The sequence below is a fragment of the Kitasatospora sp. GP30 genome (assembly GCF_029892145.1).
Classification (GTDB): Bacteria; Actinomycetota; Actinomycetes; order Streptomycetales; family Streptomycetaceae; genus Kitasatospora; species Kitasatospora acidiphila.
In genome coordinates this window covers 26422-44152 of sequence record NZ_JARZAH010000006.1, presented here as the reverse complement: position 1 = coordinate 44152, position 17731 = coordinate 26422, and the positions used below count along the sequence as shown (strand labels likewise).

17 protein-coding genes are annotated in these 17731 nt (G+C 69.8%); 6 read left to right on the top strand and 11 right to left on the bottom strand.

What is annotated here, in order from left to right:
• Positions 1-235 precede the first annotated feature (235 nt).
• Both P3T35_RS11875 and P3T35_RS11870 read left to right on the top strand, forming a co-directional pair.
• Positions 236-1075, top strand: a complete 840-nt coding sequence (locus P3T35_RS11875; protein ID WP_143676746.1) for a hypothetical protein — start codon at positions 236-238, stop codon at positions 1073-1075.
• On the top strand, positions 1072-2547 hold the full coding sequence (locus tag P3T35_RS11870; RefSeq protein WP_143676745.1) for an NADH-quinone oxidoreductase subunit NuoF family protein: 1476 nt from the start codon (positions 1072-1074) through the stop codon (positions 2545-2547). Before P3T35_RS11875 ends, P3T35_RS11870 begins: the two co-directional genes overlap by 4 nt.
• Positions 2548-2748: 201 nt before the next feature.
• Here P3T35_RS11870 and P3T35_RS11865 read toward each other — a convergent pair whose 3' ends face one another.
• Both P3T35_RS11865 and P3T35_RS11860 read right to left on the bottom strand, forming a co-directional pair.
• Positions 2749-3540, bottom strand: coding sequence for a class I SAM-dependent methyltransferase (locus P3T35_RS11865; protein WP_101379249.1), 792 nt, complete (start codon positions 3538-3540; stop codon positions 2749-2751).
• 13 nt (positions 3541-3553) lie between these two features.
• Positions 3554-4198, bottom strand: a complete 645-nt coding sequence (locus P3T35_RS11860; RefSeq protein WP_218976637.1) for a transposase — start codon at positions 4196-4198, stop codon at positions 3554-3556.
• Here P3T35_RS11860 and P3T35_RS11855 point away from each other — a divergent pair.
• On the top strand, positions 4179-4490 hold the full coding sequence (locus P3T35_RS11855) for a hypothetical protein (RefSeq protein WP_143676744.1): 312 nt from the start codon (positions 4179-4181) through the stop codon (positions 4488-4490). The two genes, P3T35_RS11860 and P3T35_RS11855, sit on opposite strands and share 20 nt — an antisense overlap.
• An 88-nt stretch (positions 4491-4578) precedes the next feature.
• On the opposite strand, the gene P3T35_RS11850 is transcribed toward P3T35_RS11855, so the two are convergent.
• The 3 genes from P3T35_RS11850 to P3T35_RS11840 form a co-directional block, all read right to left on the bottom strand.
• Positions 4579-4725, bottom strand: coding sequence for a hypothetical protein (locus P3T35_RS11850; RefSeq protein ID WP_180356350.1), 147 nt, complete (start codon positions 4723-4725; stop codon positions 4579-4581).
• 177 nt (positions 4726-4902) lie between these two features.
• Positions 4903-5199 carry a methyltransferase dimerization domain-containing protein gene (locus P3T35_RS11845; RefSeq protein WP_101379247.1) on the bottom strand — a complete coding sequence of 99 codons (297 nt, stop codon included), beginning with the start codon at positions 5197-5199 and terminating at the stop codon, positions 4903-4905.
• A 46-nt stretch (positions 5200-5245) separates the two neighbouring features.
• The gene (locus tag P3T35_RS11840; protein WP_107503343.1) at positions 5246-5533 is read right to left on the bottom strand and encodes a cytochrome P450; all 288 of its coding nucleotides are present in this window, start codon (positions 5531-5533) and stop codon (positions 5246-5248) included.
• A gap of 349 nt (positions 5534-5882) precedes the next feature.
• Between P3T35_RS11840 and P3T35_RS11835 the strand changes: the two genes are divergently transcribed.
• Positions 5883-6158: a DUF4873 domain-containing protein gene (locus P3T35_RS11835; protein WP_101379246.1), complete on the top strand. Its 276-nt coding sequence runs from the start codon at positions 5883-5885 to the stop codon at positions 6156-6158.
• A gap of 456 nt (positions 6159-6614) precedes the next feature.
• On the opposite strand, the gene P3T35_RS11830 is transcribed toward P3T35_RS11835, so the two are convergent.
• Together P3T35_RS11830 and P3T35_RS11825 are read right to left on the bottom strand one after the other, a co-directional pair.
• Positions 6615-9017 (bottom strand): ABC transporter permease, encoded by a 2403-nt coding sequence (locus P3T35_RS11830; RefSeq protein WP_101379245.1) that lies wholly within the window; start codon positions 9015-9017, stop codon positions 6615-6617.
• 82 nt (positions 9018-9099) lie between these two features.
• A complete protein-coding gene (locus P3T35_RS11825; RefSeq protein WP_101379244.1) occupies positions 9100-9828 on the bottom strand; it encodes an ABC transporter ATP-binding protein in 729 nt (242 codons plus the stop codon).
• 143 nt (positions 9829-9971) lie between these two features.
• Here P3T35_RS11825 and P3T35_RS11820 point away from each other — a divergent pair, with 143 nt between their 5' ends.
• On the top strand, positions 9972-11174 hold the full coding sequence (locus P3T35_RS11820; RefSeq protein ID WP_180356349.1) for a histidine kinase: 1203 nt from the start codon (positions 9972-9974) through the stop codon (positions 11172-11174).
• Positions 11171-11854, top strand: coding sequence for a response regulator transcription factor (locus P3T35_RS11815; protein WP_101379243.1), 684 nt, complete (start codon positions 11171-11173; stop codon positions 11852-11854). The genes P3T35_RS11820 and P3T35_RS11815 overlap by 4 nt, the downstream gene beginning before the upstream one ends.
• A 126-nt stretch (positions 11855-11980) precedes the next feature.
• Here P3T35_RS11815 and P3T35_RS11810 read toward each other — a convergent pair whose 3' ends face one another.
• From P3T35_RS11810 to P3T35_RS11795, 4 genes are all read right to left on the bottom strand, one after another.
• The gene (locus tag P3T35_RS11810) at positions 11981-12193 is read right to left on the bottom strand and encodes a hypothetical protein (protein WP_180356348.1); all 213 of its coding nucleotides are present in this window, start codon (positions 12191-12193) and stop codon (positions 11981-11983) included.
• 599 nt (positions 12194-12792) lie between these two features.
• Positions 12793-13407, bottom strand: coding sequence for a GPP34 family phosphoprotein (locus P3T35_RS11805; RefSeq protein WP_101379242.1), 615 nt, complete (start codon positions 13405-13407; stop codon positions 12793-12795).
• 423 nt (positions 13408-13830) lie between these two features.
• A complete protein-coding gene (locus tag P3T35_RS11800) occupies positions 13831-14541 on the bottom strand; it encodes a transposase (RefSeq protein WP_180356347.1) in 711 nt (236 codons plus the stop codon).
• 953 nt (positions 14542-15494) lie between these two features.
• Positions 15495-17516 carry a serine/threonine-protein kinase gene (locus tag P3T35_RS11795; RefSeq protein WP_180356345.1) on the bottom strand — a complete coding sequence of 674 codons (2022 nt, stop codon included), beginning with the start codon at positions 17514-17516 and terminating at the stop codon, positions 15495-15497.
• Between the last annotated feature and the right edge of the window lie 215 nt (positions 17517-17731).

The window sequence follows — 17731 nt, the reverse complement described above, 5'->3', positions numbered from 1 at the left end:
CCAGTTACGCGGCTTCCAGCGTGTCCTACGGACGGTCGTAGCTGCCTTCACCGGGCGGCTCCAGCGAAGTCCGGGTGTCCGCACAGCTCTCCTACGGTCGGGAGTCGTATGCGCGGGCCGTTGTCCCCGGCTGAACGCCCGCTAACAATGGGCCATTCGTGCCGCGTCGGCCGCTGCGCTCCCGAAGGGCGCCGCAGCCGGCCGCGCGGCCGGATCCCACGGAAAAGGTGCACACATGTCCAGCTTCGCCCCAGATGTCGCGGCCTCCCTCGGCAGCGCGCCAGCCACAGTGGGCGGCCGGATGATGGCCTTCCTGGACTACTTCGCCGGCGTGTTCACCCTGCTGTCGCTGACCGCCGTGGTGGTGTGCGGGCTCGCCGCCACCGACCGCCTGGTGCTCACCGCCCGGCTGCGGGTGGCCGTCCAGTCGGTGCACCGTGCGAGCGCCGTCGCGGCGCTCGGCTTCCTGGCCATCCATGTCGCCGTCAAGATCGCGGAACGGCACGCCGGTCCGCAGACCGCGGTCGTCCCCTTCACCGGTGGCACGGCGCTCGCGGTGAGCCTGGGCACCGTCGCCTCCGACCTGCTCGTCCTGGTGGCCGCCACCGGCGTGCTGCGCGGCCGGTTCGCCGGCAGCCGTCGCCCCTGGCTGTGGCGGGTGCTGCACTCGACCGCCTACGCCTGCTGGCCGATCGCGCTGGCGCACGGGCTGACGGCGGGTCGCCAGGCACATGCCTGGGTGCTGTGGGGCTACGGCTTGTGCGCGGCCGTGGTGGCGCTCGCGCTGCTCGTGCGTGCACTCGCCCACCTGGGTCGCCACCACACCCGCGCCCGGAGGCAGCGCGGCTCGAAGGCCTACCGGCCCGCCACCAAACAGCCGGCCGCGCTCGCCCACATGTCGGCGCCATCCGCGCGGCGCGATGCCCACGCCCAGCCGATCACCCTGGCCGCCGGGTCCGGCGCAGCGATGGCGCTGCGCTCCAGGCCGACCGCCCAGCCGTCCAGGCCACCCAAGCACGCCGCGTCGCCGAACCCCAGGCCACTGCGCCTGGCTCAGCTCGGGAGGAACTGGTGAGCGGCGCCGCGCTCACGCTGCCGCAGGTGCGCTGGCTGGGCACCGCCCGGCTGACCGCGGGCCTCGACCGCCACCAGCGCCTCGACCTCGCCGCGCACACCCGCGTCCACCCGCCGCTTGCCCCGCTGGACCGAGACGCCCTGCTGACCCTGGCCGACGCCGTCGACCTGCGCGGACGCGGCGGCGCCGGGTTCCCGTTCGCCCGCAAGGCTCGGGCTACCCTGGCCACCGCCGACCGCACCGGCGCCCCGCCCGTCATCGTCGTCAACGGCACCGAGGGCGAGCCGCCCAGTGCCAAGGACAAGATGCTGCTCGCCCGCGTACCACACCTGGTGCTGGACGGCGCCTGCCTCGCCGCGGCTGCCTTCGGGGCCGAGGAGATCGTGATCGGCGTCGGGGCGGGCGGCCCGGGCGAGATCTCGGTCCCGGCCGCGCTCGACGAGCGCGACCTGCCCTGTCCGACCCGAACCGTTTGCCTGCCCGAGCGCTTCGTCTCGGGGGAGTCCGGGGCGCTGATCCGGGGCGTGAACGGCCTGCCGGTGCTGCCGGCGCCGCTGAAGGCGCGCGCCGCCGACGGTGGAACGGGCGGCGTGCGCCGCCGCCCGACCTTGCTGTCCAACGCCGAGACCTGGGCGCAGCTGGCCATCGCCGCCCGGCTCGGACCGGACGGGTACGCCGAGGTCGGCACCGCTGCCGAGCCCGGCACGATCCTGCTCACCGTCAACCGGCCGGGCGCCGACCCGCTGGTGGCCGAGGTGCCCGCCGGGACCCCGCTGGGACCAGTGCTGGACGCCTTCGGCCTGGCCCCGGGGGAGGGCGTGCTGGTGGGCGGCTACCACGGAGCCTGGCTGCCTCCCCTGGACGCGGTCGGCGCGCCGCTCTCCCGCGCCGGCCTGGCCGGTCTCGGTGCCACACTCGGCGCCGGCGCGATCGTCCCGCTCCCGTCCGACACCTGCCCGGTCGGTGAGATCGCCCGGGTCGCGGCCTGGCTGGCGGCCGAGTCGGCCGGCCAGTGCGGGCCGTGCAGACGGGGGCTGCCGGACGCCGCCGAGGCGCTCGCCGCGCTGGCCGCGGGCGGCGCCCCGCCGACAGCCGTGGAGGACGCCCGGCGCGCCCTCGGCGCTGCCCAGGGCGGCGGAGCCTGCTCGCACCCGGACGGCACGGCCCGCTTCGTGCTCACTGCGCTCGACGTCTTCGCCCAGGACGTCGACGCGCACCTGTCCGGCCCAGGCTGCGGTCGCGCGGTCCGAGGGGCGCTGCCCCTGCCTCGTGCGGAGGGCGTGCGCCTGGAGGTGGACTGGTCCCGCTGCGACGGCCACGGCCTGTGCGCGGTGCTCGCCCCCGACCTGATCCGGCTCGGCCCGCACGGCTACCCCGCCTCCTCCACCATCCCGGTCGCCGCCTGGCAGGAACACGACGCCCGCCGTGCCGTCAACCAGTGCCCCGCGCTGGCGCTGCGTATCCAGCCATGACGTGCCGGGACCGCGTAGCCGACCATGCGGCAGTCAAGGTCTTTGGGGTCAGCGAAGTTAGTGGGGGTCGGCTGGCACAGCGCTCCACTTGGCCAGTCGGAGATTGGCCAGTCGGAGATTGGCCATATCGAATAAACCAGTGGCCAATCTTCGAATGGCATTTGGTTGTTCACGGCCGTCGCGGCCGGCGCCGCGGCAGGGTCAGCCTGGCTTGACCGCCAGCGTCGCAAAATAGTTCGACATGTATTGGGCGGATGCGTTGGATTGGTCCGGTGCTTCTGCGAAGCCGGTGAGGACGAACCCCGCGGCGAGTTGCCCGCCGATCTGGTCGGTGAGGGTGTGACTATATTCAAGAGGGGCATCCGCGCCGAACTTCGTGGCGCGTTCCTCGGCGGAGTACTGCGTGACATCGCTGTAGGGCAGCTTGTGCACGACGACCAGCTCGCCGCGCTCGTCGAGCGCCTCGTGGTCGAACAAGTACGCATCAGGGTTGAGGAAGCCCACGAGCAGGGTTCCGCCCGGTCGCAGGACGCGGAAGCACTCACGCCACACCGGTGCCAAGTCGGGTACAAATAGGTTCGAGACCGGGTGGAACACAACATCGAATGCTGCGTCGCCCAAGGCACTGAGGTCGCGCATGTCACCCAGGACGGTGCGCAGGTCAAGTCCGTCGCGCGCCGCCACCATCTGGTCCTGGCCGAGCTGGCGGGGCGAGTTGTCGAACACGGTGACCCGCGCCCCTGCGGCGGCGAGGACCGGACCCTGCTGGCCACCGCCGGAGGCCAGGCACAACACGTCCTTGCCGGTCAGGTCCGTCGGCAGCCAGGAACGGTCGACTGGCTCACGCCCGATGAGAACAATCGACCAGTCGCCCATGCGGGCGCGCTCGACATCCTCAGCACTCACCGGCCTCGACCACTCGTTGCCCTCCTGGACATACTTGTCCCAGGCTGCCCGATTATGGGCACCGGGGTCGACGGCAAGGTCCTGCACGTTTAACTCCCTGCTACAACCAAGCGGACACGAGCGGTACCGACAGTTCGACGCCGCTAGCCAACACGATCACAGGTGCGGGCTCAACGAAATTAGCGGGCGTCGAGGTGCCCACGGGTTGCCGGGTGGTTGCGCAGCGGGTGCGTAGGCGCTGGTTGACGGGGTTACGGAAGCCATAGGCGCCGCGGGCGACGGTCTTGATGACCCGGTTGGTGCCTTCGGAGCCGGCCGGCATTGCTGAGCCCGGTGTGCAGGAAGGCCGGGATCTCTGGCCGCCACGTCTCGACGGTTGTGGCCAGGCACTGCAGTTCGGGAAGGCCGGCGTCGGCGCAGCGTGGGTAGAACCGGTACAGCAGATCGCGGACCTGTTCCCGGTCCGGGCGGTCCGGGCGGTGGCAAGCAGGTCCAAGAGGTCTTCTTTGGCGTTCCATGCCGCGGTGATCGGTTCGCCAATCGCCTTGGGCAGGTTGGACAGCTCGTCGAGGAGAGCGTCGACGTGCTCGCCGCGCATCCGGGCGGCGGAACGGGTGAGCCGGTTGCGCAGGTCCCACTCACGGTTGCCCTTGCGGCCGCGCCGGCCGCGGTGCGTCACGGTGACCCGGCCGCGGTGCGTCACGGTGACCCGGCGGCGGACCTCGGTGGAGTCCTGCTGGGCCAACCAGCGCCCCGGCTACCGCTGCCGGCACGGCCAGACCAGCGCCGCCCCGAGACCCGACCGGCCGCGCAACGCCTACGTCCCCGAGGACAGCATCCTGCCGCACCTGCCTGCCCTCGCGATCCGGCTCACGCCTACCGCCGTCGCCGCCGTCTCACCTGGTATGGCTGAGACGCCGAGCGTTGCCGACTGCATCGGGTACCTCCGTCACGGCAACCTGACGCTCACCTACGACCCGGAAGCGCAGACCCTGATCGCCAACACCGACCGAGAGGAGAGGATTTTCATCGGCTGACTGCCGCCCCGAGGATCACCAGCACCAGGGAGCAGGCAGGGAGTTGAAGACAGAACGCCCGTACCTGGCCGAAGGCCTGGTACGGGCGTCAAACACCGCTGCCGGAAGGTTGTTCGAGCACGATGGCGCGCAGCTGCGGATGGCGGTCGAGCAGTCCGGCCGTCAGCGTGCCGTGTCCTGCGCCGAGATCGGCGATGGTCCTGGCCGCCGAGAAGTCGTACAGGCCGAGGACCATCGCCGAGGGCGCGTTCGCTGTTCCACTGCATGGTGCGGGTGAAGGACTCTGCGACCTGGCTCTGCTCGTTCAGCCGGTCCCACAGCGAGCTCCGGTAGCGGCGCTCGAACGCCGACTCACCGGATCGCAGGGCGTGGTCCAACTCGGCCCAGGCGCCGTAGTAGTCGTCCCCCGCCATCAATGAATGTCCGTGGAGGAACCGGAGTCGCTGCGGAGCAGGTCCGCGAGTGCGGTGCCCCGGTACTGGGCGGCGCCGACTTCCTCGACCAGTCCGAGCCCTTGCAGCGCCCGCAGGTAGCGGCGCAGCACGGGTACGCCGATACCGGTGGCTCCGCTGAGCTGCTCCTCCGTCAGCGTCCGGCCGGCCAGCTGGTCCGGAATCTTGAACCGGACTGCGGACGCGATGAGTTGGGTGACGATATGGCTGTCCAGGAGAGCGGCGAGGTGTCCGGCTCGGCTGCGCTCGGATTCCACGGTGGCAGGTCCTTCGCTCGAAGATCCAGGGGAACGGCCGGTCAGCTCAGCGGACGAACACGGGTAGGGAGTGCGGTCCACGCAGGGTCGCGGTCAGGTCGAACACCGGCGCCGCGGCCGCAGTGAGGCTGAGACCTGAGCCGGACATCGCCGTGAGAACGGCTCGCAGCTGCGAAGCGGCCAGGCTCGCACCCAGACACGCGTGAGCGCCTCGGCCGAACGCCACATGAACGCCCCTGCGTCGTTGCGGATCGACGTCATCGGGGTGCGCGAAGACGCCGGGGTCACGGTTGGCCGCCGCGAGGAACAGGACGACGACCTCGCCCCGGCGGATCTTGCCGTGGCGATCTCGGCCACCCGGTCGGCCATCGCCGCGGCCGACTGCTCGTGGAGCGCGGTGACGGACACCGGTTCGTCTCTCCGAAGGAGCGGCCGGCGTAGTGCCCGGTTCCTAGTCCTTCCAGCAGTTTGGCCGCGAGCAGGCAGCGACGGAAGGCTGCGGGGCGTCACCTGGAGGAGTGAGTTGCTGTGGACTGGCGGCTCGTCGGTCCAGCGGTCAGCGTCGTCGTTTGCCCTTGCCCCGGGCAGCTGGGGTTCGGCGTGCCCTCCGCACGCCAGCCTGCCTGCCGTCGAGGAGTCGGACACAGTGTGCAGACGCGGGCCGGGCGGTGGAGACTGGCGGGGTGAGCGAGAACCGATATCGCGGATGGGCCACCCTGATCGATCGGGGCTTCGAGATCGTGGTCCATGCAGATCTGGCCACTCGCGGCTCGCCCGACGGCCCATTGAGCTGGGGCGGGCACGTTCAGGCGGATCGGGACGAGGACTTCGAGCTGATGGAGAAGGTCCGCGAGGGCCGCCTGCGGATGCCGGAGGGCGGCGAAGCCGCCTTCGTCGAGGTCGCCACCAACGGTTCCGGCGGCCTGGACATCGTCGGACGCAGCGCGGCACCCTTCTGAGGGTTTGAGCCGACGAGCCCCGCGAACGGTGCCATCGATCTGCTCGACGCCCTTGGGCGCCGCGAGGAAGGCCACGGTCCTGCCCTGCAAGGTGGTGATCAAGGAGACTCGCCGTTTGCCCGCGCATCGGTCCCGGTAGCGGTCAGACCCTCCTTCCAGGATGCGCTACCGGGTCGGTCCTGCGAATGATCCCCGGCCCGGAAGCCGGTCGGCCGGATCCGGTCGGCCGGCAACTCCTGCCGGACCCCGGCCACGGCGAGGACGGGGAGAGGGCGCCGGAGGTCGCTGTGGCGGTGGCGATCCGGCGGACCAATCGCTGCCCGTGCTCCCGGTCAGCCCGCGAGCGGGCCCTCGTCCCGGTCGTGGAACGCCCGGGTGTGGTGCTCGTCGGGCACCATCACGCCGGGCGTGTTAAACGGATTGGGAATCGCTTCTCAGTGCTACGAGCGACCGGTTCTACTCGGTCCGCAGCGCGGTGGCGGTCCGGGAGCGCGCCGCCCAGCCGGCCGGCAGCAGTGCCCCGAGCAGGGCGATCGCGATCCCGCCGGCCAGCAGCGGCAGCAGTGCCCCGGGGGTGTAGACGTGGGTCACGCTCGACGGCAGGTTCCTGCCGAGCGCGCTCACCATCTGGGACAGCGTCGCCTTCTCCACCGCCATCCCGATCGGGACCCCGATCAGCCCGGCGACCAGGCCGGTGAGGCTCACCGAGGTCAGCACCATCGCGATGGTCTGCTTGGGCGTCATCCCGAGGGCCTTGAAGATCCCCAGGTCGTGGATCCGTTCCCGGGTGTCCTGCACCACGGTGTTCAGCACGCCGAGCGCGGCGACCGCGATCATCATCAGTGTGAGGGTGGCCACCAGGGCGCTCATGGTGAGCACCGTGAGGTTCTCGTACGTGATGTTCGGGGTGGCCGCGGCGTGCAGCGGGGTCAGCGCGGGGGTGGCCGAGGCGGACCAGTCCGCGCCGCTGACGTTGCCGGCCAGCTTGACGTTGAACTGGGTGATGTACGGCGTCAGACCGGCGGCGGTGAACGTGGCCGAATCGGTCATCACGACCCCGTTGCCGCTGGCATCGAAGTCGATGCCGACGATCCGCAGCGGCAGTCGCTTGTTGTCCTGCACCACGGTGACGGTGTCGCCGACGTGCCTGCCGGCCGCCGAGGCCAGGTGGTCGTTGATCACGGCTTCGCCGGGGTTCTGGTACCAGCGGCCGTTGACCAGCTCCAGGTTGGTCCAGGACAGGTCGCCGGTGGTGGTGTCCACCATCGTGTAGTCCCCGGTCGGCGCGCCGATCACGGTCGCGCCGCTGTTGCCCCAGCCGAACGCGGCCTTCGTGCCCGGGATCGAGGCGAGCGCGGCGGCCACCTTGGTGGAGTCCAGGTGGGGGTTGGCAGGACCGCCGCCGGGGGAGTGGAAACCGGTGGGCGTGCCGGCGGGCACCACGATCATCGACGCGGCGTTGAAACCGGAGGTACCCGTGTCCGTGTACTTGGTGAACGCGGTCTCCAGCCCCGTCGCGAAGGTGACGCTGACCGCGCCGAACAGCACCGCGGCGCCGACCAGCGCGGCCCGGGCCGGTTTGGCGAACGGTTGGGCCAGTCCCAACGACATCGGCCGGGGCAGCGGCAGCCTGCTTGCCAGGCGCTGCGCGCTTTGGCCGCGCTTGGCCTTCGGGGCGCGGCCGACGACCAGGGTCTGCACCGCCGGCAGTCGGCCGGCCCGAAGTGCCGGGATGAGCGCGGTGATACCGACGATGACCAAGGTGCCGATCGGCACGACGAGGCTGACCCACACAGGCAGGCTGGTGCTGGCGGCACCGAGATCCTTGCTGGCATCGTTCAGGACCGGAACGGCCAGCAGGTTGCCGAACAGCGTGCCGCCCGCCACGCCGATCGTCGCCGGGATCAGGGCTTGTGCGGCGTAGGCGCGGGCCACCTGCCAGGGGGTGAAGCCGAGCGACTTCAGGATCCCGATGCGCCGGATTCCCGAGACCACCGCGCCGCTGACCACGATCGCGATGATCAGCACCGACAGGAACAGGCCGAGGATGCCGAAGACGACGAGGAACGGCACGTAGGACTTCGCGTTGCCGACGGCCTGCTTCTCCACGGCCAGGTAGGACTGTCCGCTCTCGACCGAGCCGGCCGGCGCGGCGGCGGCGATCGCCTGCTTGTCCGTGGTGAGGTCGGCGTCGGTCCCGGACTTGGCGAACCGGTAGAGCATCTGCTCGTCGGTCTTGGCGCCGGCGGCGGTCAACCGCGCGAAGCCGTCGGCGGTGAGGAAGCCGGTCGCGGTGTTGGTCAGCGAGTTCGCCAGGCCGACGACCTTGAACGAGGGCTTGCCCGGCAGCGAGTCGAACACCACGGAACCGTCTGGGCAGATACGGTCCCATGAGGACAGGACGATCTCGTTCGCGGTGGTCGGCCACCTGCCCTGGATCAGGGCCAGCTGGTCCAGGCCGGAGGTGCCGGCCAGGTCGGGTCGGGTGGCGGCGACGACCGGCTCGTTGGTGTGACCGGCCATCGGCATGCCCGGGGCGAAGTTCGCGGTGCAGTCCGTGCCGAAGCTCGTGGTCAGGGCGGCGGTCACCGGGTACGGCCCGGACGCCTCGGTGACGCCGGCGGTGTGCGCGGTGGCGGCGGCCTGCGCGGCAGTGGCCTTCGAGCCGTCGAACTGGACGGACAGGTGCGCGCCGTTGCGGGCCTTGAAGGCGTGCTCGAACGGAGCCTGCACGACGACCAGCAGACCGAGCGAGAGCACCGAGGAGGTGACGGCCGCGAACGTCGTCAGGGCCATCACGAAGGACTGCACACGACGCCGGCCGACGCCGGAGCGCACGACCTTGCCCAGGGCGCTCATCGGCCCGCCACCGGCAGCAGACGGGCCACGGCCCGGAAGGAAACCTCGTACAGGCACTGGGACGGCAGCGCTGGGGGCCGCGTCATCGGACCGCTCCCGCCGAGCTGTTGGAGGCGGCGCCGCTGACCGTGTTGACCACGTCCCGGGCCACGGCACCGTCCACCAGCTCGATCGTGCGTCGCGCGGTGTCCGCGGCCAGCTGGATGTCGTGGGTCACCAGCAGGATGGTCTGACCCTCGGCGTTCAGATCCAGCAACAGTTGACGCACGTCCTCGGCCGAGCGCGAGTCCAGCGCGCCGGTCGGCTCGTCGGCCAGCAGCAACGCCGGCCGGTTCATCAGGGCCCTGGCCACCGCCACCCGCTGCCGCTGACCGCCGGACAGCCGCTGCGGGTAGGCCTTGGCGTGCCGGTCGATACCCAGCGAGGTGAGCAACTCGGTCGCCCGCCGCTTCACCTCGCCCTTGCCCATCCCGGCCAACTGCGCCGGAACCATCACGTTGTCCAGCACCGTCAGGTCATCGAGCAGGTTGAAGAACTGGAAGATCATGCCGATGGAAGCCCGCCGGTACTTCGCCGAACCGGCCTCGCCGAGCTGATCGACCCGGGTTCCGTTGACGGTCACGGTGCCGCTGGAAGGCTTGTCCAGACCCGCGACCAGGTTCAGCAGCGTCGACTTGCCACTGCCGGAATGGCCGAGGATCGCCACGCACTCACCAGCCGCCACAGACAGGTTCACCCCGGCCAGCGCGGGCGGGCCGTCATCATATTTCTTCGTCGCGTCCTGGAGAGCGATCATCGGTTCATTCGTCATGGCCATCAACCTAGGAACGGACCATGATCCATCGCGTCGGCCGGCGGATGTCACCCCTCCCCCAGGCCATCGGCCCGGCGGCGTACCCCGCGTACACCCCCGGGGTGACGCGCTGAGGTGACGTCGATCCATACGATCTCCGTATGGAAGAGCTGCTCCGGCGTTTCTCGACATCGGCACCCGTGGCCTGGCTGACGTCGCGGGCCGTGGTGCTGGCTGCCGCCTGCCTCTACGCGCTGTTGCTCTTGTTGACGATGCCGGTCAGTCAGATCCAGCGCCGGTTCCCCGAGGTCAGGCCCGACCAGATGATCGGTCTCTGCGTCGGGCTCGCCCTTCCGATCCTGCTGGTTCGTCGGCTGCCCGCGACGGTCTTCGCGGCGGTCCTGGTCGAAGAAGTAGCCCTCGGCGACCTCTTCGGCGCGCGGCCCGTGATCTTGCCCCTCTTGCTCCCGCTCTTGACCGGGTACCTCGCTGCCCGGCGGCCGACGGCTGCCGCCGTCGGCTCCGTCGCGGCCGTCGCGATCGCGTTCGTCGAGCGCACCCTCGTCCCCCACGGGGAACCCGTCGGCGACGCGGCCCGGGGGGCCGGGCAGTTCGCGTTCGTGTTCGCGGTCGCATGGGTCTTCGGCGGGGTGTACCGCAAACGCCGCGAATACCTCGAAGCCCTGCACGAGCAGACCGCGGCCCGCGCCGTCATGGCGGAGCGGCTGCGGATCGCCCGCGAACTGCACGACAGCGTCGCGCACAGCATCGGGATCATCACGGTGCTGTCGGGAGCGGCGGCGCGGGTCGTTCAGACCAAGCCCGAGCAGACGCGGCAGGCGCTGACCGGCATCGAGACCACCAGCCGGGAGACGCTGCTCGGGCTGCAGCGCATGCTCGGAGCGCTACGCCGCGCCGAGCCCGACGACGCCATGCCAGGAGCCGCTCCGCTGGCGCCGGCCGGCAGCCTGGCCGACGTCCCGCAGCTCGCCGCACGCACGGCCGGCGCCGGGGTCCGGGTCCACGTGACCTGGCAGGGCGAGCGGCGTCCGCTGCCGCCGGAGATCGAACTGTCGGCGTTCCGGATCATCCAGGAGTCGGTGACGAACGTGGTGCGGCATTCCGGTGCGCGGACGTGCCGGGTCGCGGTCGGTTACGAGCCGACCGGAGTGACGATCGAGGTGGTGGATGACGGGGACGACGGTCCCGGCGGGCCCGGCCGTCCGAGGCCCCCGGCTGCGGTCGGCGGGAGCGGCTTCGGCCTGCTCGGCATGCGCGAGCGGGTGACGTTGCTGTCCGGTCAGTTCAGCGCGGGCCGGCGTCCGGAGGGCGGTTTCCGGGTGGCGGCGAGGCTCCCGGCATGAGCGTGCGGGTACTGCTGGTCGATGACCAGCCGCTGATGCTGGTCGGGCTCGCGATCCTGATCGGCGACACCGACGACCTGGAGGTGGTCGGCGAGGCCGGCGACGGCCGCGAGGCGGTGCGCCTGGTGCGTGAGCTGCGGCCGGACGTCGTGGTGATGGACATCCGGATGCCGGGCATGGACGGGATCGAGGCGACCCGGCAGGCGACCGCCGAGCCGGACCCGCCCAAGGTGCTGGTGCTGACGACCTTCGACGACGACGAGTACGTCTACGGCGCACTGCGCGCCGGGGCCAGCGGATTCCTGCTCAAGAGCATGGCCCTGGACGCGATCCTGGACGCGATCCGCGTGGTGGCGGCCGGCGACGCGTTGATCGCGCCGAGCGTGACCCGACGGCTGATCGCGGACTTCGCCGGAACGTCCGGCCCCGCGGCCCCCGAGCCGGACGCCGAGCCCGCCGCGGACTCACGTCTCATCGCGGGGATCACCGACCGGGAGCGCGAGGTGCTGGCACTGGTCGGACAGGGATTGTCGAACGCTGAGATAGCCGAGCGGTTGGTGATCAGCGCGGCGACGGCGAAGACGCATGTCGCGCGTCTGTTCGCCAAGCTCGAAGCTCGGGACCGCGTCCACCTGGCGATCACCGCCTTCGAGGCCGGACTCGTGCCGCGTAGACGGTAGGACAGGATGAGAAGGACGATCGAGACCACGAGTTCGCCGCGTTCCAGAAGCGCCAGCACACCCACCTGGCCGCAGCGGGATCCGAGTCGAGGTTGTTCAGGAAGTCACGGACCCCACCTGCGCCTCCTAGGGCGCCGGCGCGAGGGACAGGTACTCCCCGAAGCCCTGCTCGCTGATCCGCAGCCCTGCTCGCTGATCCGCTGCACCACGCGTTCGGCCACCACCAGCTCGTCCCCGCTCGACCCGCACCTCGGCGAGCTGCTTCACCACCTGCTCCTCCAGGAGACCCAGGTCAGCACGTCGCGCGGCGATCCGCTCCAGCATCACGGCATCCGTCATAAAATCTCAGAAGCGATTCTCAATCCGTTTAACACGCCTGCAGTTCGGTTATTTGTGCTGATCGGCCTCGTTCGGGTGATCGATCGACAGTCTGTGCATAAAGGTAGGGCCTCCTGCACAGCTCGGTGATGTCGAGTCAACTGAGTGTCCCAGCTCGGCGCGCAACTCCTCCGCCCGGGCCAGCGCGGCCCGTTCGCGTTCCTCCAACAGTCTCACCACCACCGGCATCCGCCACCCCGCGCAGAGCAAGCGTGAACACAGCCGTTCCAGCCCGCCTACCCGGCGGCGACTACAGGCCTGAACAGCGAAAACTGAAGCTACGTCCGCTTTGGGAATCGCTTCTGAGGCCTCACACTTCGACAAGGTGTCAGCGGTCGTGCAATTCCCCACGATCTTCATGATCAGCGTCACGTAATTACGTGATCGTCCACACACAAGCCGCCCTCGGAGCCCCGGAGTGACAGCCCGGCGGCACCGTTCGACGGAAACGCTGCGTAGTTCGGCGCGTCGTCCAGCAGTGAACACGCGACACCTCTAACACGCGGGCCCACCAGTCCCGGCGCCCGGTAGGGCCTGTCCACAGCCTTCCGCGGATCACCTCAGTAACCTCGCCAGACGTTGTCGAAGGCGGCCTGCTCGATCGCGCGCCTTTGACGCATGGCCTCCAGGTGCATCAGTGCGTCGTGGACGGAGGCAAGCACGGTGTCCACGCCCTCGTCGTCCACACTCGGGGGGTCCACCGCCTGCGTGCGGTCCCCACCACGGAGCCCGAGGGCCGCCGCGAGGGCGGTCAGGACGGGTTCGTCGGAGGCCCGACGGGCGGCCGCGGCGCGCCGCTCCGCGGAATCGGCCAGCACGATCCGACCGGCCAGGAGGGGGATGCCGCGGCGGGGCTGCCGATTGAGTAGCCCTTCCGATTCGAGGGTCGCCAGATAGGCTGCGGACAGGCCGCGGCCGCGGCGCCACAGCCAGTCCTCGACCGACTCGTACGGCGTCTCGCGGACCAGCGCCGCTGCGGCCTGGTCCAGCAGGGGATCGGCCGTGGTAGGGCGGTAGCCGGGCACGATGCGATCGTCGTCCAGGCTCAGTGCCCGGGCATCGAGGAGATCGATCACCTCGGCCCCGGCGAGCGCCAGTGACAGGTCGCCTTGTTCCACGGGGTGGCTGGGCGCCACGTCCACGGCGGTGATCATCAGATCCCGTGCGGTGGTCATAGGGCAGTTCACCTCGATCCGGAGAGTCGGCACGGCAGGCCGAGGACGTACCCGGCCGCCTCACACCTTGTCGAGCCGTTGCACGCCTCCGTGTAGGCCACAAGAGCGTCGACGAAGTCCTGCCCCATCGCTGGATTCATATCACTGACTGTAACTCAGCAAGCCTGCGTGGTCATGATGCTGGAGCACCCATCGGCTCCGAGGCCTACGCCACCGCATCGACGGGCGACTCGTTGCCAGGCAGCGGCGCTGCCTGCGGCCGGCCAGCCCGCTGTGTGGGGGCGGGTGTGCTCGGTGGCCGCCTCCCACAGCGGGCGGAAGATGCCCTATGACCAACAGAGGTGGGCGAGGAGGACCACGGCACCGATCACGGAACTGATGCTGTTGGTGATCTTCATGAGCGACGGGTTCGAGTCCCGTCGCTCAGTCGTTGGCACAGATGCTGGAGGCGGGTGCTCTGGCCTCGTTGGGGTCGGTTGATCCGCCGTCGTCGCGGTGCTGGCTGAGGCGGATGATGTTGGTTCCGGCTGCGGTGAGAACGTGCTGGACGTGGGTCTTCGCTGTGCCGCGATAGCGGCAGTTGCGCAGGCCATGGGCGTGCACGGTCTCGGAGACAGTGGCCTCGCAGCCGGCTCTCATGACGTATCGGTCCTGCCAGGCCCTGGTCTTCTGCTCGTTCCTGACGCGGTTTTGGATCTCCTGAAGAGGCTGTGGCAGGAGCAGGATGTGGCGGCCTTTGCCGTCGACGTTTCCGGTGCACTTCGGGCGGTCGTCGCAGGCCCGGCAGACAGCGCGTGGGAAGAGTACCGACAGGCGTGGCTGACCGTCGGCGAGGGTCGGTTTCCAGGGCGGGCTGGTGGCGCCGTTGGGACAAGTAAGCGTTCGTTCTTCCCAGTTGGGATGGAAATCCTCTTTGTCGAAGCCCGGGAGTGCCCGTGACCGGGATGGGAGCCGGACGGGGCCGACCAGGTCGATTCCGTACTCGGTCCTGGCCCGGTGGATGGTGGCGGGGCTGATGTATCCGCCGTCGACCAGGTGCTCGGCCGGGGCCAGGTCGTGTGCGGCGAGGTCGCAGTGGATCCGTTCCAGGGCGTCGATGTCCTGCTCGGGTGCCGGCGTGGTGGCGACGTGCACGATCACGTTCGGCAGGCCGGTGTCGCAGGTCTCGGTCTGGTGGTCCTTGTAGCCGACCCACTCGGCCTTGCCGGGCTTGTGGCTGAAGCGGGCCTGCGGATCGTGGGGAGAGACGGCGGCCTCGTCTTCCGGTGCGCGGCGGGGCGAGGTCGTACAGCAACGCGCTGGTGGGCAACCGGGTGGTGAAGGTGCAGCTCGCGGACAACTCGCGCAGGGACTTTCCGTGGTAGGCGGCGTCCGCGACGACGTGGATGCGCCGGTCGTGGTGGCAGGCCGCCAGGAAGCGGAGCATGGACGCGGCGAGGTCGACCTTGGACTGCTCCTGCTTCGGCCGCCACGGTCGAGCCATCACCGGCAGGCACACCGGCCGGGCCAGGAAAGGAAGTTCGACGACCAGGCCCACCACGACGAAGCAGGTCCCGCGCCCGATGGGCTTGGGGCCCTTGGCCGCCCCGTCGTGCTGCCAGGCCGCGCCGAAAATTCTTCCCTCGCCGCTTGAACAGGGTGTCGTCCACCGCAACGGTCAGCGCCGCCTCCTCGGGCAGCAGACGGCGCACGATCAGGTGGGACAGGCAGATGCCCAGGATGTCCGGACTCCAGGCGGCGCGGGAGAAGAAGGTGTGCGCGCGGTCGTGGGACCAGGCCCGCGTCAACCCCGCACCACTCAGCATCCCGGTCACCGTGCACCGACCGGTCTGCGCGATCAGTCCCGTGACCAGCGCTGCGAAGGTCCGGAACGTCGGCGCGGTGAAGTTGCCCCGCACCAACTCCAACACGGCGAGCAGCGAAGCCGGTACGGTCGGATCCGGAAGCATCGGCGGGTCCCTCCCCGGAGGAGACGTAAGCACCACCGATACTTCTCTGCTGTCTCCGGCCCGCGCTGCCGGATGACGCCACATCACCCACCCGAGCGATGCCAACGACGATCAGCGAAAGCGTCGAGAGTCGAGTTGCTATTGCTTGAGTGTCCATACGGTGAGGTTCTTGGCGGCACTGGCAATGGTCTTGCCGTCTGGGCTGAACGCAACGCAGTTGACGGTGCTGTCGGTGCCGGTGGCGAGGACATCAATGCTCTTGCCCGACCCGGTGTCCCACAGGGTGATGGTGCCGTCTTTGAAACCACCCGCCAGAACGCCGCCGGCGCCGAACGCAACGCACGTCACTCCGGAATCAGAGCTGGCGAGAGTCCCGGTCGCCGTGCGAGCCGCGACGTCCCACAGGGTGATCTCCCCGTCGCTGCGGAGGTTCGCCAGCGTCTTCCCGTCGAGGCTGAACGCCAGGGACTGCCAGGGGGAATTGGAGTCGGTCAGAGTGGCGATCCTGGTTCGGGAGGAGGTGTCCCACAGCTGGAGCCGGCCGTCGGTGACGGTGTTGTTCGGATTGCCGTTGCCGCTAGCGCTGGCCAGGATTTGCCCGGAGGGGCTGAACGCCACCTGGGCTACCCAGCTCGTGTCGCCGGTGGTCAGGGTGGCGAGGCTGGTCCGAGTAGCCACATCCCAAATCCTGATGGCTGGCGCGTCGTAGGTGGCCGCGAGCCTCCCGCCGCCGGGGGCGAAGGATACGGAACTGGTCGCCCCGTTCCATTCGACCGGGTCGAGGTAGGGCAGCGTGGTCTCGGTGCCGTCCGCGATGTTCCACAGGCTGATCGTCCCATCACCGTTGCCGACCGCCAGGACGGCCCCGTCCGGGCTGAATGCGAGGGACAGCGCGGCCGTGAAGCGGGAATTGAACGCGATGACCTGGTCAAGCGGCTTCGACCATGGGTTGACGGCCTGGTGCGCGAAGGTCTTGGCCGACTTCCAGGTCGCCGTGTTCCACAGCCTGACCGCACCGTCCTCGCCGACGCTGGCCAGCAGCGTACTGGCCGGGTTGAAGGACACTGCGAGTGGCGAGGCGCTGCCGCCGTCCGAAAGCGTCACAGGGCCCTGCGGCCGCACAGAGCCGCTGGTCGTGTCTGGAGCGGCGATCGGGCGCTTACTCGCACCTGTCGAGCGCGAAGACGGGTAGATCGTAAGAGCCACCGGAATCGTCGCCGCGGTGGCCAGGCCCAGCCCAGCCACCAAGACACCACGCCGACTCGGACGCCACCGGCGAGTGAGCTCCTGGTCGACGCGGGTGCACACGACATCCTGGTCCTGGACGGCCGGAGCGTCGATCGTCGCTTCCTCGGTGGGAAACGCGCTGCGGCCGGTCAGAAGCACCTGCGCCGCCGTCACGTTAGGGCGCTTGGCGGGATCCTTCTCCAACAGCGCAAGGATCAACGCGGTTAGGCGATCGGCATGTTGCGGAGGAGGCGGCTGCTCCAAGGCCACCGCCGACATGATCGCCGTGGGAGTCGCGCGAGCGAACGGCGAGACGCCCTCGGTCATCTCGTAGATGATCGCACCCACGGCGAACAGGTCTCCGGCCGGCAGGTCTTTCCCGTTGAGCCGTTCGGGAGACATATAGGGCAAAGTCCCCATGACCACTGCTTGGGTGGTGTTGGTGTGCTGCTTGGCGATGCCGAAGTCGGTCAGCAGAACGGTGCCGTCGTCGGCGAGCATGATGTTGGCGGGCTTGACGTCGCGGTGCACGATTCCGGCCGCGTGTGCGGCGCCGAGAGCGGCGAGCACTCCGGCTGCGATCTTCCCGGCCTCGTCCGGGTGGAGCCTGCCACGAGCTCTGATCTCCTGTGCCAGGGTGCGTCCCTTCACCAGCCGCATCACCAACCACGGCTCCCCGGCCGCAATGACGACGTCGTAGACGGCAACGATGTTGGGGTGGTCGCGCAGTTTGGCAGCGTTGCGCGCTTCGTTTTCGGCGTCGGTAACCGTCGCAGCGCGCTCGACGTCGGTCGCGGACGGATCGAGCCGGATCTGCTTGATGGCCACCTCGACGCCCAGCTTCTCGTCGAAGGCGCTCCACACCTGGCCGAACCCGCCTGACCCGAGCATGGACATCAGCCGGAACCGCCCTCCGATCACCCGCTGCGACATTGATCCCCCATCACCCGCCCGGCACCCGAGTCCATGACCCTCTGCAGACAGGCTACTGATTCGGTGACGCCGACATCCAGGGATCCGAAGCACCGGCCACTGCTTGATGGCGTCCCACCAAGTGGTGTAGCAGGGATCTTGGTGTAACCCCTGGTCATAAAGGAGCCATCGCGCAACTCTGCGAGTAGGCATGCTCGTTGAGTGAGAGGTGCGCG